13 protein-coding genes, 2 pseudogenes and 1 riboswitch are annotated in these 15,341 nt (G+C 44.7%); of the genes and pseudogenes, 11 read left to right on the top strand and 4 right to left on the bottom strand.

Going from position 1 to position 15,341, the window contains the following annotated elements:
• Nucleotides 1-56 precede the first annotated feature (56 nt).
• The 5 genes and pseudogenes from C1T29_RS24965 to dbpA all read left to right on the top strand — a co-directional run bounded on the left by C1T29_RS24965 (nt 57) and on the right by dbpA (nt 3,981).
• Nucleotides 57-374 (top strand): hypothetical protein, encoded by a 318-nt coding sequence (locus C1T29_RS24965; protein WP_231516521.1) that lies wholly within the window; start codon nt 57-59, stop codon nt 372-374.
• A 214-nt stretch (nt 375-588) separates the two neighbouring features.
• Nucleotides 589-813: pseudogene (locus C1T29_RS23465) on the top strand (YxiJ family protein); the annotation flags it as partial.
• 17 nt (nt 814-830) lie between these two features.
• A pseudogene (locus tag C1T29_RS24960) lies at nt 831-959 on the top strand (hypothetical protein); the annotation flags it as partial.
• A gap of 351 nt (nt 960-1,310) precedes the next feature.
• Complete coding sequence (locus C1T29_RS23455; RefSeq protein ID WP_103749195.1) at nt 1,311-2,459, top strand: rhamnogalacturonan acetylesterase; 1,149 nt, start codon at nt 1,311-1,313, stop codon at nt 2,457-2,459.
• 82 nt (nt 2,460-2,541) lie between these two features.
• Complete coding sequence (gene dbpA / locus C1T29_RS23450) at nt 2,542-3,981, top strand: ATP-dependent RNA helicase DbpA (protein ID WP_103749196.1); 1,440 nt, start codon at nt 2,542-2,544, stop codon at nt 3,979-3,981.
• An 18-nt stretch (nt 3,982-3,999) separates the two neighbouring features.
• On the opposite strand, the gene C1T29_RS23445 is transcribed toward dbpA, so the two are convergent.
• Entirely contained in the window at nt 4,000-5,286 is a 1,287-nt protein-coding gene (locus tag C1T29_RS23445; protein ID WP_103749197.1) for an MFS transporter, read from the bottom strand.
• Between the two features lie 205 nt (nt 5,287-5,491).
• On the opposite strand from C1T29_RS23445, the gene C1T29_RS23440 reads away from it, so the two are divergent.
• From C1T29_RS23440 to bglS, 3 genes are all read left to right on the top strand, one after another.
• Complete coding sequence (locus C1T29_RS23440; RefSeq protein ID WP_095431067.1) at nt 5,492-6,172, top strand: hypothetical protein; 681 nt, start codon at nt 5,492-5,494, stop codon at nt 6,170-6,172.
• A 94-nt stretch (nt 6,173-6,266) separates the two neighbouring features.
• Entirely contained in the window at nt 6,267-7,100 is an 834-nt protein-coding gene (gene licT / locus C1T29_RS23435) for a transcriptional antiterminator LicT (protein ID WP_103749198.1), read from the top strand.
• Nucleotides 7,101-7,383: 283 nt separating this feature from the next.
• Nucleotides 7,384-8,112, top strand: coding sequence for a beta-glucanase (bglS, locus tag C1T29_RS23430; protein WP_103749199.1), 729 nt, complete (start codon nt 7,384-7,386; stop codon nt 8,110-8,112).
• Between the two features lie 375 nt (nt 8,113-8,487).
• Here bglS and C1T29_RS23425 read toward each other — a convergent pair whose 3' ends face one another.
• On the bottom strand, nt 8,488-9,069 hold the full coding sequence (locus C1T29_RS23425) for a DUF421 domain-containing protein (RefSeq protein WP_103749200.1): 582 nt from the start codon (nt 9,067-9,069) through the stop codon (nt 8,488-8,490).
• A gap of 97 nt (nt 9,070-9,166) precedes the next feature.
• A complete protein-coding gene (gene citH, locus C1T29_RS23420; protein WP_103749201.1) occupies nt 9,167-10,447 on the bottom strand; it encodes a citrate transporter CitH in 1,281 nt (426 codons plus the stop codon).
• A gap of 200 nt (nt 10,448-10,647) precedes the next feature.
• On the opposite strand from citH, the gene C1T29_RS23415 reads away from it, so the two are divergent.
• From C1T29_RS23415 to C1T29_RS23405, 3 genes are all read left to right on the top strand, one after another.
• Entirely contained in the window at nt 10,648-12,708 is a 2,061-nt protein-coding gene (locus C1T29_RS23415) for a catalase (RefSeq protein ID WP_103749202.1), read from the top strand.
• A gap of 49 nt (nt 12,709-12,757) precedes the next feature.
• The gene (locus tag C1T29_RS23410; RefSeq protein ID WP_014665945.1) at nt 12,758-13,042 is read left to right on the top strand and encodes a hypothetical protein; all 285 of its coding nucleotides are present in this window, start codon (nt 12,758-12,760) and stop codon (nt 13,040-13,042) included.
• Nucleotides 13,043-13,185: 143 nt separating this feature from the next.
• Nucleotides 13,186-13,857 carry a DUF3298 and DUF4163 domain-containing protein gene (locus C1T29_RS23405; protein ID WP_095431072.1) on the top strand — a complete coding sequence of 224 codons (672 nt, stop codon included), beginning with the start codon at nt 13,186-13,188 and terminating at the stop codon, nt 13,855-13,857.
• Nucleotides 13,858-13,898: 41 nt separating this feature from the next.
• On the opposite strand, the gene C1T29_RS23400 is transcribed toward C1T29_RS23405, so the two are convergent.
• A complete protein-coding gene (locus tag C1T29_RS23400; protein WP_014665943.1) occupies nt 13,899-15,092 on the bottom strand; it encodes a NupC/NupG family nucleoside CNT transporter in 1,194 nt (397 codons plus the stop codon).
• A gap of 127 nt (nt 15,093-15,219) precedes the next feature.
• Nucleotides 15,220-15,321, bottom strand: a riboswitch (purine riboswitch).
• Between the last annotated feature and the right edge of the window lie 20 nt (nt 15,322-15,341).

Genomic DNA, 15,341 nt, shown 5'->3' with positions numbered 1-15,341 from the left:
TATACTAGCCATACAAACTATTTTGTATGGCTAGTATTTTTAAAAGGAACCAATGCATGGAGAAACGCGACAAAACAGAAGTAAGCGATGAAGTAATAGACGATAGCTACGCAGGCTATCAATACGATGAAGAAATCGGTCGATACTACCAAATGGTTTGCTATTTCGAGCCAAGAAATCAATTATCCATTAGCCAAGACGATTCATTAGCGGCAGAGAGTGATTTAATAGAAGTTGACGAAAAACACGGGAAGACCTTTAGCAATCCGATTGGGCTATTTGGTCATTTGAGTATTGAGGATGTACTTAATCAATATTTCAAGGGAACCTCGATGGAGTATGAGCAGATATTGTCTGGAATATGCGAATTCTGAACTTTTCTTTTAAATGATTTTTTCAACAATTCACGAGATATGAAACCTCTCGGATATGTCTGATTGCCTTCTCCGCACTGAATCGCAGCATGTATCTTGGGGAAGAATGGGAAGAGCAGACGTTCCGCTTTTATTGCCAGCAATATGAGGTGACGGAAGTTGAATAGGGAGAGGATCAACGTGCTTCAAAAACTGAGAAAAAGACAGCGAGAGCTTTGAAGCAGAAATATATGAGTTTTTTATGCTTGTTGCTGGCAGTTTGGGTTATGTGCTGGCGAATAAAAGGATGCCCCGGCATCATCGGCGTTCGCTGGAGAAAAGCTTTTTTGAGCTGTATCCTGAAGTCCCGCCGGATATGATCAAAATCGATATCGCTCTGCATCATCACATTCTCTTGTATGAGCAAGTCAGACAAGAGATTTGCAGCGTACTATCCTAACGATAAAGGGGTACCATGTGAATATCACACAATACGAGAAATTGAAAAAGCATCTTTCTGATGCGGATACAGGTCCATTTACATTAAACGAGTTTTCTTTCTATATGAAAGAAGATGATCGTTATATCCATATTCCTGTGTTTGAATTAAAACTATCTGCTCAAACCTGTGACATCCATTTGCGGTTTGAAGACATTAGTGCATCAAGGCTGGATGATCTTGAATCCGTCGATTCGGTTGAATTGGAGATTGAACCGACTGACGATCAATGGGAAAGACTCCGTTATTATGTGTATGACGAAGAAGACCAAATAAGCTTCTATTGCGGAGGTTGGGATGTGATCAAGTGTGACAAGAAGTCACACTGATTTTCCCCTTCTTGAGACTCTCCCCTCATTTTTATTCCTCAACGCCATTTTTTTCTCCCTTCAGCCATCATAAAGAAACAATCACCGAGTATGCATTAATGTATTCGTTTTCATAGAGGGGGAGTCTTGATGAAAAAATGGATGGCAGCGGTTTTTGTGATGATGTTGATGCTGTGTTTTGACGGGAATGAGAGTGTAAAGGCAGCGGAGCAGAAGGTGTATCAGTTTGACTTTGGAAACGGTTCGGTGGAGCCTGGTTATATTGGTGTCAGGGCGTCTGATCGGTATGACCCGTCAAAGGGATACGGTTTTCAAACACCGGAGAATATGAAGGATGTGGCGGCATCCGGGACTGGTGTGAAGAGTGATGCGGTTCAATTTTTAGCGTATGGGACGAAAAGCAATAACACGTTTCAAGTGGATCTCCCGAACGGCCTTTACGAGGTGAAGGTGATGCTTGGCAATACGGCAAGGGCCAGTGTGGCGGCGGAGGGCGTGTTTCAGGTCATCAATATGACGGGGGACGGCGCGGAGGATACGTTCCAAATTCCTGTCACCGACGGGCAGCTGAATCTGCTGGTGACAGAGGGGAAAGCTGGCACCACTTTTACGCTTAGCGCCTTGAAAATAAAGAAATTGTCTGATCAGTCGGTGACGAACCGAACCATTTATGTCGGCGGCGATTCGACGGTGTGCAATTATTATCCGCTCAACAGCAGCAAGCAGGCGGGCTGGGGGCAGATGCTGCCTCACTATATCGATAAACACACCTTTCAAGTGAGAAACATGGCGTCTGGCGGACAGATCGCGAGAGGATTCAGAAATGACGGGCAGTTGGAGGCGATTTTGAAGTACATCAAGCCGGGGGATTATTTTATCTTGCAGCTTGGCATTAATGACACAAATCCGAAGCATAATGAATCTGAAGCGGAGTTTAAAGAGATGATGCGTGATATGATCCGCCAGGTGAAAGCGAAAGGAGCGGACGTCATCCTATCAACGCCTCAGGGCCGGGCGACCGATTTTACTTCTGAAGGCATCCATTCGTCTGTAAACAGATGGTACAGGGCCTCTATTTTGGCTTTGGCCGAAGAGGAAAAAACATACCTTATTGACTTAAATGTCCTCAGCTCGGCATACTTTACATCGATCGGTCCGGAAAAAACACTCGCGCTTTATATGGACGGAGATACGCTGCATCCGAACCGCGCGGGGGCCGACGCACTGGCGCGATTGGCTGTTCAAGAGCTAAAACGCCAGGGAATCGATGGCTTTTAACACGTCATTTTTTCGACAAAACACATACGTCCTTGTCAATTAGAGTATAATGAGAACATCTGCAAGAGACAGGAGTTTATACATGAGTCATTTTAAAAACTATCAAATCAGTCATGACATTTTACGAGCACTGGAAGGACTAGGATATACAGAACCGACCAAGGTGCAGCAGAGCGTGATCCCGGCTGCCCTTGAACGAAAGGATCTTGTCGTCAAATCACAGACGGGAAGCGGGAAAACGGCTTCGTTCGGGATTCCTCTCTGTGAGCTGGCGGATTGGGATGAAAATAAGCCGCAGGCGCTTATTTTAACACCGACCCGTGAGCTTGCGGTGCAAGTAAAAGAGGATATCACGAACATCGGACGATTTAAACGAATCAAAGCGACAGCTGTATTTGGAAAGTCCTCCTTCGATAAACAAAAAGCCGAGCTTAAGCAAAAAAGCCACATTGTTGTTGGCACGCCGGGACGTGTTCTGGATCATATTGAAAAAGGCACGCTGCCGTTGGATCGTCTCTCTTATTTGGTCATTGATGAAGCGGATGAGATGCTGAATATGGGCTTCATCGAGCAGGTGGAGGCGATTATCAAGCATCTGCCGACTGAGCGCACGACGATGCTGTTTTCGGCAACGCTGCCGCAGGATATCGAGAAGCTGAGCCGTCAATATATGCAAAACCCGGAGCATATCGAAATCAAAGCGGCCGGCCTAACCACAAGGAATATTGAACATGCGGTGATTCAAGTAAGAGAAGAGAATAAATTTTCATTGCTGAAAGATGTGCTGATGACGGAGAATCCCGATAGCTGCATCATTTTCTGCCGAACGAAAGAGCACGTCAATCAGCTGACCGATGAATTGGATGACTTAGGATATCCATGCGATAAAATTCACGGCGGAATGATTCAGGAAGACCGATTCGACGTCATGAATGAATTTAAACGGGGCGAGTACCGTTACCTAGTCGCGACAGATGTCGCTGCGCGCGGGATTGATATTGAAAATATCTCCCTTGTCATCAACTATGATCTGCCGCTTGAAAAGGAAAGCTACGTGCACCGCACGGGCCGAACGGGACGCGCAGGGAACAAAGGAAAGGCCATTTCGTTTGTCACGGCCTTCGAAAAACGGTTTTTAGCCGACATTGAAGAATATATCGGATTTGAGATTCAAAAAATGGAGGCTCCTTCTCAAGAGGAAGTGGCAAGGAAGAAACCTGAATTTCTAGCTAAACTGAATGACCGTCCGGATAGCAAAAAGGACAAAAGCGAAGAGCTGAATAAAGACATTATGAAGCTATATTTTAACGGCGGAAAGAAAAAGAAAATCAGAGCCGTTGATTTTGTAGGAACGATTGCAAAAATTGACGGTGTGTCAGCTGATGACATCGGCATCATCACGATTATGGATAACGCCTCATACGTTGAGATTTTAAATGGGAAAGGCCCTCATGTTCTCCAAGTGATGAAGAACACAACCGTCAAAGGGAAAAAGCTCAAGGTGAATAAAGCGAATAAATGATGAATGACCTGCTCCCAGTTAAAGGGGCAGGTCATTTTGCTGCTGGCTGACATCGGCGCTGGTCTCCTCAGGAACAAAGGCAAGAATCACAATGCCAATCACAAACAAAATGATCAGGCTGAACACCGCAGTCGAGGATTTTCCGGTCAGCTGGGCGGTCACGGCAATGAGCAGTGGTCCCATAATTGAGGCGAATTTCCCGAAAATGTTGTAAAAACCGAAGAATTCATTGGCGTGGCGCTTTGGCACAAGCTTGGCGAAATAGGAACGGCTGAGGGCTTGAATACCGCCCTGCGAGGTAGCGACAAGCATGGCCAGTATCCAGAAATCAAGCGTTGTCTCCATAAAATAGGCGTACACGCAGACAATCATATAAATAACGATCCCAACGTACAGCATTGTCTTCCCCGTGAAGCGTTCTGCCAGTTTTCCGTATACAATCGAAAACGGCGCGGCGACGACCTGGGTGACAAATAGGATGATCAGAAGGCTTGAGGAACCGATCCCTAAATCTGATCCATAGGATGTCGACATCGTAATAATCGTGCCGACACCGTCGATATAAAAGAAATAAGCGAGTAAAAAGAGGAACAGTGCCCGGTATTGCCTGATCCGTTTCATCGTTTGGCCGAGCCGCTTAAAGCTGTTGATGACAATATGAGGTTCTCTTTTGATGTAATAGCGTTGATGGACATGTTTGATCATGGGGATGGTGAACAGCCCCCACCAAGCAGCCGTTATAAAAAAGGACAGCTGGCTTGCAGCCGATACAGACATTGGAATTGTTTCTGCTTGAGCGAGCAGGATGACAGCAATGCTGATGATAAATGGAATCGTGCTTCCAATGTATCCTAAGCCAAAACCCCGTGCTGAGACGAGATTCATTCGTTTCTCAGGCGTGACGTCAACGAGAAAGGCATCATAAAACACATTGGCGCCGGAAAAACCGATAGCCGATATCGTATAAAACAGTAACAATAGCAGCCAATGTTCACTAGGAATAAAGGCGAGCATCGCGGTGCTGGCGACACCGGCTGACACAAAGAAACCGAAGAACTTTTTCTTGCACCCTTCATAGTCGGCGATCGTGCCTAAGATCGGCCCGAGCAATGCAAGAATAAACGTTGAAATCGCAATGGTATAGCCCAGATAGGCAGTCGATTGAGCGGCGTTGACACCGCTTTCCGCAGCCGCTGATTTATAAAATAACGGAAACACCGCGGTGGTCACGACAATTGAGTAAGCCGAATTTGCCCAGTCATATAACACCCAGCTGTTTTCTTGTTTCGTAAAACGTTTCATCATCAGAGCCCCTCTCCGGTAACGATACTTCTATTGTACGAGAAATGGGCCTGAAAAGAATGGAATGCACGTCAATTTTTACAAAATATTTATGTTTTTTCGCTTCAAATCATACTTTTGATTTATTGCTGGGCTTAGGTGCATCTGGTACCATTTAACTATATTTTATGGTATTTTCCAGAAGGCTTCAGCAGAGAGGAGACAGAGCATGAGGCGAATAGGCTTGTGTATAAGCCTGCTGGTCACAGTTCTTGTGATGAGCGCATGCGAAAGTGAAGGTGAGGCTCAGACGTTCGCAGACTGTGATCAAAAGACAGTAAAACAAACCGCAGCCAAACCGATGAGCAGTAAGAAAAAGCAGAATTTCCAAGCCCTTGCAAGCGAAAGGCAGCTGGCCATTGTGTTCAGTTCCATGATCATAGTGAGCGAAGCATTTGATTATGGAATCGGCAATCCAGAATACTTCGTGCGAAGCAGCATGACTGAAGAAGAAGCAGACATTGCGAAAGAGAACCTTGAATCGATTAAAATTGAAAGCAAATCGCTCAAAAAACAAAACAGCGAGGCGATCGCCTTGCTTGAAAAAACGCGAAATCAAGAGATGATCCGCAGCGAAATTCAGCAGCTGACAGAAAATAGAGCCGCTTTTTTTGAGATCACAGGCCGTATGATCAACCTCATCAGTCAAGTCACACCGAAAAACGCGAAGACGACAAGACAGCAGCTGGATCAGCTGAAAAAACAATATACACAATACAGCGCTGAAAGCGTCAAAATCATAAATAGCATTGTCAAAAAACAGAAAGCGGATAAGGCATTATTTGAACGCCACCTGGAGGCGCTGCTTCAAAAACAGCCCGGACAGCCGGTACTGAGTGAATTGTACTAACTGGTTCCCGCCTTTCCCTGATGATATTGACCTAGTGCAAAAAGAATGTACAATCAAGATGTAGCCTGTTCTTAGTTGATTGGAGGGACATGTCATGAAAATTGCGAAGTTGATCAACAATAATGTGATCAGCGTTGTCAATGAACAGGGAAAAGAGTTGGTTGTCATGGGCAGGGGGCTCGCGTTCCAGAAAAAGTCCGGCGATGATGTCGATGAAGCCCGCATTGAGAAGGTGTTTACGCTCGATAACAAGGATGTATCAGAAAAATTTAAAACCCTTTTGTATGATATACCGATCGAGTGCATGGAAGTATCCGAAGAGATTATCAGCTACGCAAAATTACAGCTCGGCAAAAAGCTCAACGACAGCATCTATGTGTCGCTGACCGATCATATTAACTTTGCCATCCAGCGCAATCAGAAAGGGCTTGATATCAAAAACGCCTTGCTGTGGGAAACAAAACGGCTGTATAAAGACGAATTTGCCATTGGCAAAGAAGCGTTGGCCATGGTAAAAAACAAGACTGGCGTGTCTCTGCCAGAGGATGAAGCAGGCTTTATTGCTCTGCATATTGTCAATGCCGAGCTGAATGAAGAGATGCCAAATATCATCAACATTACAAAAGTCATGCAAGAGATTTTGAGTATTGTAAAATACCATTTTAAAATTGAATTCAACGAAGAATCGCTTCACTATTATCGGTTCGTCACCCACTTAAAGTTTTTCGCACAGCGTCTTTTTAACGGTACACATATGGAAAGCCAGGATGATTTTTTGCTGGAGACAGTGAGAGAAAAGTATCATCGGGCGTATGACTGCACGAAGAAAATCCAAACCTACATTGAGCGGGAGTATGAGCACAAGCTCACCAGTGACGAGCTGTTGTATTTAACGATTCACATAGAAAGGATAGTCAAACAAGCATAATGAGAGCGCTGACATTTTTATTTTCGTGTGTTCGTTTTTTCTTACATTTCAATATGATGATGGTAGGATTGTTACTGATAAAGCAGGCAAAACCTAAATTACAATGAGTGCGGATCATTTATGTCTGGGCTAATGGTAATTTAGGTTTTTATTTTTTAAGAGGGAGGGTGATCATAGCAATCAGTAAGATTCGTTATTATCATTATTTTGACCGATGTTCCCTTTTAAAAGAATCATGTAAGATCAACATAGAAAACGCTTTCAATGAAAGGGGAATGCCAATATGCCTTATCTGAAACGAGTGTTGTTGCTTCTTGTCACTGGATTGTTTATGAGTTTGGTTGCAGTTACTTCTACTGCCTCGGCTCAAACAGGTGGATCGTTTTTTGACCCTTTTAACGGCTATAACTCTGGCTTTTGGCAAAAAGCAGATGGTTATTCAAATGGAAATATGTTCAACTGCACTTGGCGTGCTAACAACGTATCAATGACGTCATTGGGTGAAATGCGTTTAGCGCTAACAAGCCCAGCTTATAACAAGTTTGACTGCGGGGAAAACCGTTCTGTTCAAACATATGGCTATGGACTATATGAAGTCAGAATGAAACCAGCTAAAAACACAGGGATCGTTTCATCGTTCTTCACTTACACAGGTCCAACAGATGGAACTCCTTGGGATGAGATTGATATCGAATTTTTAGGAAAAGACACAACGAAGGTTCAATTTAACTATTATACAAATGGTGCAGGAAACCATGAGAAGATTGTGGATCTCGGGTTTGATGCAGCCAATGCCTATCATACGTATGCATTCGATTGGCAGCCAAACTCTATTAAATGGTATGTCGACGGGCAATTAAAACATACTGCAACAAACCAAATTCCGACAACACCAGGAAAAATCATGATGAACCTGTGGAATGGCACGGGTGTCGATGAATGGCTCGGTTCCTACAATGGTGTAAATCCGCTATACGCTCATTACGACTGGGTGCGCTATACAAAAAAATAAAGTCAAATGTGATAAGAGTCTGCTGCCTCAATACAGCCAGGCTCTAATGAATTGTAATGTGAAGTTGTTGGCGTGAATCTTCTGATCTGGGCAATACTTATCGAGATTATATCAGTCCTCTTTTGATTCATAAAAATCAGTTTTTTATCGGTCTGATTAATCCAATGTTTTCAGATACATTAGGCAAAAAACACCTAGAAGACTAGATGCAGATGATCAATACTACGGAGATCATATTTTAATCGTAGATGTAAAAACCGGCAAAGCAATCGACTTTCTCAGCGTTTTCAATGCATCGGGTGTTGAAAGTCTGCCAGTCATTTCATATATCCAATAAGGTCATTCGCTCGGGCTGTTTCTGCACAAGGAACAGCCTTATTTTAGTTTGCCAGAAGGTGTAGAATGACCGTTTTTTATTTCTTGAAAAATGTTTTCTTGATTTTCTGGTTCAGGCTGGTTAACTGTGTTTGCGGCCGGCATATTCATCAATTTCTTGAATTCACCCATCGTGAGCGGTTTCTTGTCATCTTGCAATTCATATCCTATTTGGCCGTTTGCTTCAATCGTTGCATTCTTAATGTCCTTTATGCTGGAGATTCCATGAATCCTCAATCGCATTTCAAGCTGGTCAACTGTCAGCCGCAGTTTTTTCATATTTTCTATATTGAGTTTGCCATCTTCAATGACCAATTTCGCTTTGCCGGTTAAGAACTTTTCCATCCAATTGGCCTTCACCTGGAACCATTCCATGAGTATTAAAGCCGCAGTAAAAATACCGGCTGCCACAAGGGTTTTCCATAAACTTGTCTCTATAATCGGCTGGACAATAATCGTTCCAATGGAAATCATCACCACAGTTTGTGCTAATGTCATCTGAGAGATTGACTTTCTTCCTGAAATTCTTAGCAATATGATGCCTGATATAATTAAAATGAGTGCTTCCCAAGCAAAATTCATGCAATCACCTTTTTATTTTGATTTTTCCATAGTATGCTCTTCGATTTTTAAATTATGCAGAACAAAAGGATTTCCGCCAGGGGAAATCCTATTCTCATTAAAACGAAATAATCCCAATCAAAACCGCCGCAATCGTCATCACAATCGTTGTCCCCACGGCCCATTTAATAGTGAATTTTTGATGGTCGCCAAAGCTGACGCCTGCCATTCCGACTAGTAGATAGGTGGAAGGCACGAGCGGGCTGAGCAGATGCACGGGCTGACCCAGCAAGGAGGCCCTTCCGATTTCAGCGGCGTCTATTCCGTAAGCGGAAGCAGCTTCGGCGATGATGGGAAGGACACCGAAGTAAAAGGCGTCATTCGACATGAAAAAGGTGAAGGGCATGCTGACGATCGCAGTGATCAACGGCAGGTGCGGGCCCATGGCGTCAGGGATGAGTGAAACGAGAGAATGCGCCATGGCATCCACCATTTTTGTGCCGGAGAGAATGCCTGTGAATATCCCTGCCGCAAACACCATTGAGACAACGTTTAACGCGTTACCCGCATGCGCTGAGATTCGTTTCTGCTGCTCTTTGACATTTGGATAGTTGATCATCAAGGCGATGGCGAACGCGGTCATAAAAAGAACAGGGAGCGGCAGCAGGCTGGTGATCAGAGCGGCCATCAGAGCGATAGTCAGCAGCAGGTTAAACCATTGGAGAGCGGGACGCTTCAGCGGCGTAGCCGCTGGATCGGAAGACGGTGCGTGATCAATCGAAATGACGCCGAGCCGCTTCCGCTCTTTCTTTCCGAGGATATAAGCAACGGCGATCACCCAGAGAATGCCGGCGATCATAGCGGGAATCAGGGGCGTGAAGACCTCTGACGTGTCCAATTTTAAGGAAGCCAAAACCCTCGCAGTCGGCCCGCCCCACGGGATAATATTCATAACCCCCGAACCGAGCATCGCTATTCCCGCTAACACCAAACGATTCATGCCGAGCCGTTTGTACAGTGGCAGCATCGCCGCAATCGTAATCATATAGGTTGTTGTCCCATCTCCGTCCAGCGAAATGGTCATGGTCAGAACCGCTGTGCCTACGGCGATTTTTAACGGGTCTCCTTTGACAAACGATAAGATTTTGGCAATGAGAGGATCAAACAGGCCTGAGTCGATCATAATGCCGAAATACAGGATGGCGAATAACAGCATAATTCCGGTAGGAGCGAGGTCTGTAACACCCTGAATCATCATCTCTCCAAGATCTTTGCCAAATCCGCTGATCAGGGCAAACACAACAGGAACGACAATCAAAGCAATAAGTGCGGAAAGCCGGTTAGACATAATAAGGTACATAAAAACAATCATCATCACAAAACCGAGTATGGCAAGCATGATATGACCTCCCCTATTCAACAGCTTTTTTCGTAAGCGCTTCCATAATTTATTTTTGTAAAGAAGGCTTATTTCAAATGTGTATGACCTCATCCTGATATGTAGACCTAAAATCCTATTGAGCGGATTGGCAGTTTATATCAAGAACGCCACGGGTAAATGTGCTGTAGAATGTTTCGTTTTAAAAAGGGGGACTAGACATGAGTAATGATCAAAATAAACGTGTAAATGAACACTCAAAGGACGAGCAGCTTGAACAGTACAGGACCGATAACAGCGGGAAGAAAATGACGACAAACCAAGGCTTGCGGGTGTCAGAGGATGAGCATTCGTTAAAAGCCGGGGTTCGCGGCCCGACGCTGATGGAGGATTTTCACTTCCGGGAGAAAATGACGCACTTTGACCATGAGAGGATTCCGGAGCGCGTTGTGCATGCGCGCGGGTATGGCGTGCATGGCTTTTTTCAGGTTTACGAGCCAATGACCGAGTACACACGGGCCAAATTTCTTCAGGACCCTTCAGTGAAGACACCGGTATTTGTCCGTTTCTCTACGGTTGCGGGTTCTAAAGGCTCCGCAGACACGGTGCGGGATGCCAGAGGCTTTGCGACAAAGTTTTATACTGAAGAAGGAAATTATGACCTTGTGGGTAATAACATTCCGGTGTTTTTCATTCAGGACGCGATCAAATTTCCGGATTTGGTTCACGCATTTAAGCCTGAGCCACACAATGAAATGCCTCAGGCTGCGACTGCTCACGATACGTTTTGGGATTTTGTCGCCAATAACCCTGAGTCGGCTCACATGGTGATGTGGACGATGTCAGACAGAGGCATTCCGCGCAGCTACAGAATGATGGAAGGCTTCGGCGTCCACACGTTCCGTTTTGTCAATGAGCAAGGGAAGGCGCGTTTCGTGAAATTCCATTGGAAACCGGTGCTCGGCGTGCATTCTCTCGTATGGGATGAAGCGCAAAAAATTGCCGGGAAAGATCCCGATTTCCACCGCCGCGATCTGTGGGAAACGATTGAAAACGGCGGCACGGTTGAATACGAGCTTGGCGTGCAGATGATTGATGAAGATGATGAATTTAAGTTTGATTTTGATATTCTTGATCCGACCAAACTGTGGCCGGAAGAGCTCGTGCCAGTGAAAATCATTGGAAAAATGACGCTGAACCGCAACCAGGATAATGTGTTTGCGGAAACAGAACAGGTCGCATTCCACCCTGGAAATGTCGTCCCGGGCATCGATTTTACAAATGACCCGCTTCTGCAGGGGCGGCTTTTCTCTTATACAGATACACAGCTCATCCGTCTTGGCGGCCCGAACTTCCATGAGCTTCCGATTAACCGGCCGGTATGTCCATTCCATAACAACCAGTATGACGGCTATCACCGGATGACGATCAATAAGGGACCTGTCGCTTATCATAAAAACTCTCTGCAAAACAATGATCCGTCGCCTGCGACAGCTGAAGAAGGCGGATACGTCCACTATCAGGAAAAAGTCGAGGGCAAAAAAATCCGCCAGCGAAGCGACAGCTTCAACGATTATTACTCACAGGCGAAGCTGTTCTGGAACAGCATGTCTCCAGTGGAGAAGCAGCACATCATTTCTGCTTTCTGCTTCGAGGTCGGGAAGGTCAAAAGCAAGGACGTCCAGCGGCAAGTCGTTGATGTCTTCAGCAATGTCGATGAAGATTTGGCGCAAGAAATCGCCAAAGGAGTAGGTGTGGCGGCGCCAGCGAAGCGTAAAGCATCTAAAGAAATTCTTACTTCGCCTGCGTTAAGCCAAGCCCGTACAGTGAAAACCGCGTCAACAAGAAAAGTCGCTGTACTTGCTGGAAACGGATTTCACGAAAAAGAGCTGCAAACAGTGCTGGATGCTTTAAAGAATGAAGGAGTTACAGTGGATATTATCAGTCAAAATCTTGGGTATATGACAAGCGACACCGGACAGCAGCTGGAGGCTGGCGGCACGTTTCTGACTGTTGACTCGGTTCTGTATGATGCCGTCTATGCCGCAGGAGGGCCGGAGTTAAAAGACAACAAACAAGCGATGGCGTTTATCAGGGAATCTTACGACCACTACAAGGCGATCGGTGCGGCAAATGAAGGAATTGACCTTCTTCAATCCTCTGTCGGAACAACAGAGGGACCAGGCATCGTGACGGCTAAAGATGAATCTGACTACACCGCATTCAGCAAGACATTTATTGATGCGGTTGCCGCTCATCGCCATTGGGATAGACGAATTTGATCGGCTCCTGTATCTTTAAGGAAGATACTTTTCATAAGGAGCATGACAAATGAACGAAAAACAGCTCGCTGAAGCTTACGAACGCGACGAAAATATGATGATTTTGGTGTTTGCCCAATGGTGCGTGAACCATGACCTTGATCCGATGGAGCTGTACGCCAAAGCGTATCCGCAGCAAAAGCTGAATGAAAGCTTGAAAAAAACCATGGACGATCTGGTCGTGCCAAAACACGAAGCAGAGCACATTCCGAACCAGACTGTCATTGCGGTATTAGAGATGTTCGGAAATACAGATTTGGCACAAGCTGTTCATGAAGCGATTTCCGGGCGATAAAAAAGAGACATTCTGTGTCTCTTTTTTAGTGGGAAAAATCATGCTGTTAGACCTAGAAACTTCTTTCGACTTATTCAGTCTATAAAAGTGTGAATTGCTTAAATAAGGGAATGATAAACAGCGACATCAAAGGAGGAGATCGAATGAAGTGGAAAAACATACTGAAAGCTGCGGGGATTGCAGTCTTGCTTTTTTCCGTATTTGCATATGCGGCCCCATCTTTAAACGCAGTTCAAACGAAAAAACCGACTGTCAGCACCTATACGTACAAAAAAATCAAGGAATTAAAGTATCCACAAGTGCATCACATCGGGAATGCCGCTTTTGAAAAGAAAATCAATCAAGAGCTGAAAGCCTACATTGAACAATCGTATCAGGAATACCTGAAAAACAAAAAAGCAGGTGAACAACAAGGCTTCAAAACGGAATATCAAACATCCTTCAGCGTCAAATACAATGCGGCGGGCAAACTCAGCATTCAAACGCTCAATTATATCTATTCAGGCGGCGCCCATGGTTTAACGTCTGTTCAGTCTTTCAACTATGACTTGAACACACAAAAGCGCGTGACGCTGAATCAGATTCTGAACACCAAAACAAAAGTGAGCAAAACGAGAGATTATCTGTATAGTTATATCAAAAAACACGATGAGCTGTTTTTCCCTGATGTAAAGAAAGAGGATATCACCCTAAACCAAAACACAATGTTTTACTTTACGGCAAACGGGATCGCCATCGTCTTCGGCCAGTATGACTTGGGGCCTTATGTAGCAGGAATTCGGGATGTGCAGGTTCCAGCCTCTATTTTTCAATAATCAAAAGAGCCATATCCGAAAAGGGATATGGCTCAATGTTTCTACCACACAAACAGGCCGACAATCGCAGCACTTAATAAAGATACCGCAATTCCGCTGACGAGGAGCTTCCACACGTTTCTCCCGATGACCGTTGACTTTTCTCCGTCAAGGATCGAGTTGTACGTGCCGTAAATCATGCCGACCGTACTGAAGTTTGCAAAGGACGTCAGGAATGTCGTCGCCACCGCAACGGTGTGAGGCGGAAGGGATTTGAGATTGTTTTTCAAGTCAAGCATCGCAACAAACTCGTTCGTTGCCAATTTCATGCCCATCAGCTGAGCAACATACATCGCATCATGCACTGGCAATCCAAGCAGGAATGCGAACGGACTGAACAGATAAGCAAAAATCGTCTGAATGGTCAGGCCGTGTACGAAAACGCCAAGAATGCCATTTACTGCTGACGTTAGTGCAACATATCCGATCACCATGGCCAGGATCACGATAACCATGTTCATGCCGACAAGCATACTGTTAGAAATCGTAGAGAAAAAGTCTTTCTTTTCTTCTTTAGGCGGTGTATAGATGATATCTTCATCCTCCGGCACGTGAACAGGGTTCAGCAGGTTTGCGATAATCAGCGCATTTAAGCAGTTTAAAGGAATCGCTGTAAACACGTATGTCGCCGGCACCATTGACAGGTAAGATCCGATAATAGAGCCGCTTATGCTGCTCATGCTCATTAAGCCGAATGTGAGAAGGCGGTTGTTATTTAATACCGTAAGCTGCTGGCGGATGACCGCAAGTGCTTCCGTATTTCCCAGGAACATCATTTGAATAGAGAAAAAGCTTTCTAATTTCGGCAAGCGGGAAGCCTTTGAAATCACCCATCCGATTTTATCAATCAGCCAAGGCAAAATTCCGAAATATGTTAGAATATCAAAGAATGTGACGATAAAGATAATTGGAAGAAGCGCACTAAAGAAAAAGTCTACTGTTTCATTCGCCATCACTGACGGAAAGGCAAACGCGATACCGTCACTGGCGCAAGCAATCAGCCAAGTGAAGAAATCACCAATTTTACCGATGGCCCAGCTTCCGACTTTTGTTCCCAGCATAAACCAAGTAATCAGCAATTCCAGAACAATTAATGTCATGATCGGACGCCACTTGATTTTCTTTTTCTGCGGAGAACATAGGAATACAACTGCCATAATCACAATGAGACCAACAAGGTTTAGTAAAAAGTACATGATAGCAACTCCTATGAGGGTTATTATGGAAACAAAAAAAGCTCTTATCCTTCACAAATTCTGGAAGTGCAGAAAGTGTGAAAAATAAGAGCAAACAGAAAAGAACTTGTCCTTTTCAACTCGTTCAAATTTATTCAAACTTTCTTGTAGTCTAGTTTTTTACGGTTACTAGGTAGAAACAATCAGACCATATTACTGATCATATACAAGAATGTCTTTTTCTAAGATGATAGCAGTTGTATTCCTATG

The organism is Bacillus sp. MBGLi79 (genome assembly GCF_002953915.1).
Note: the sequence above shows the minus strand (reverse complement) of the source record. Positions and strands in the feature narration are given on the sequence as shown.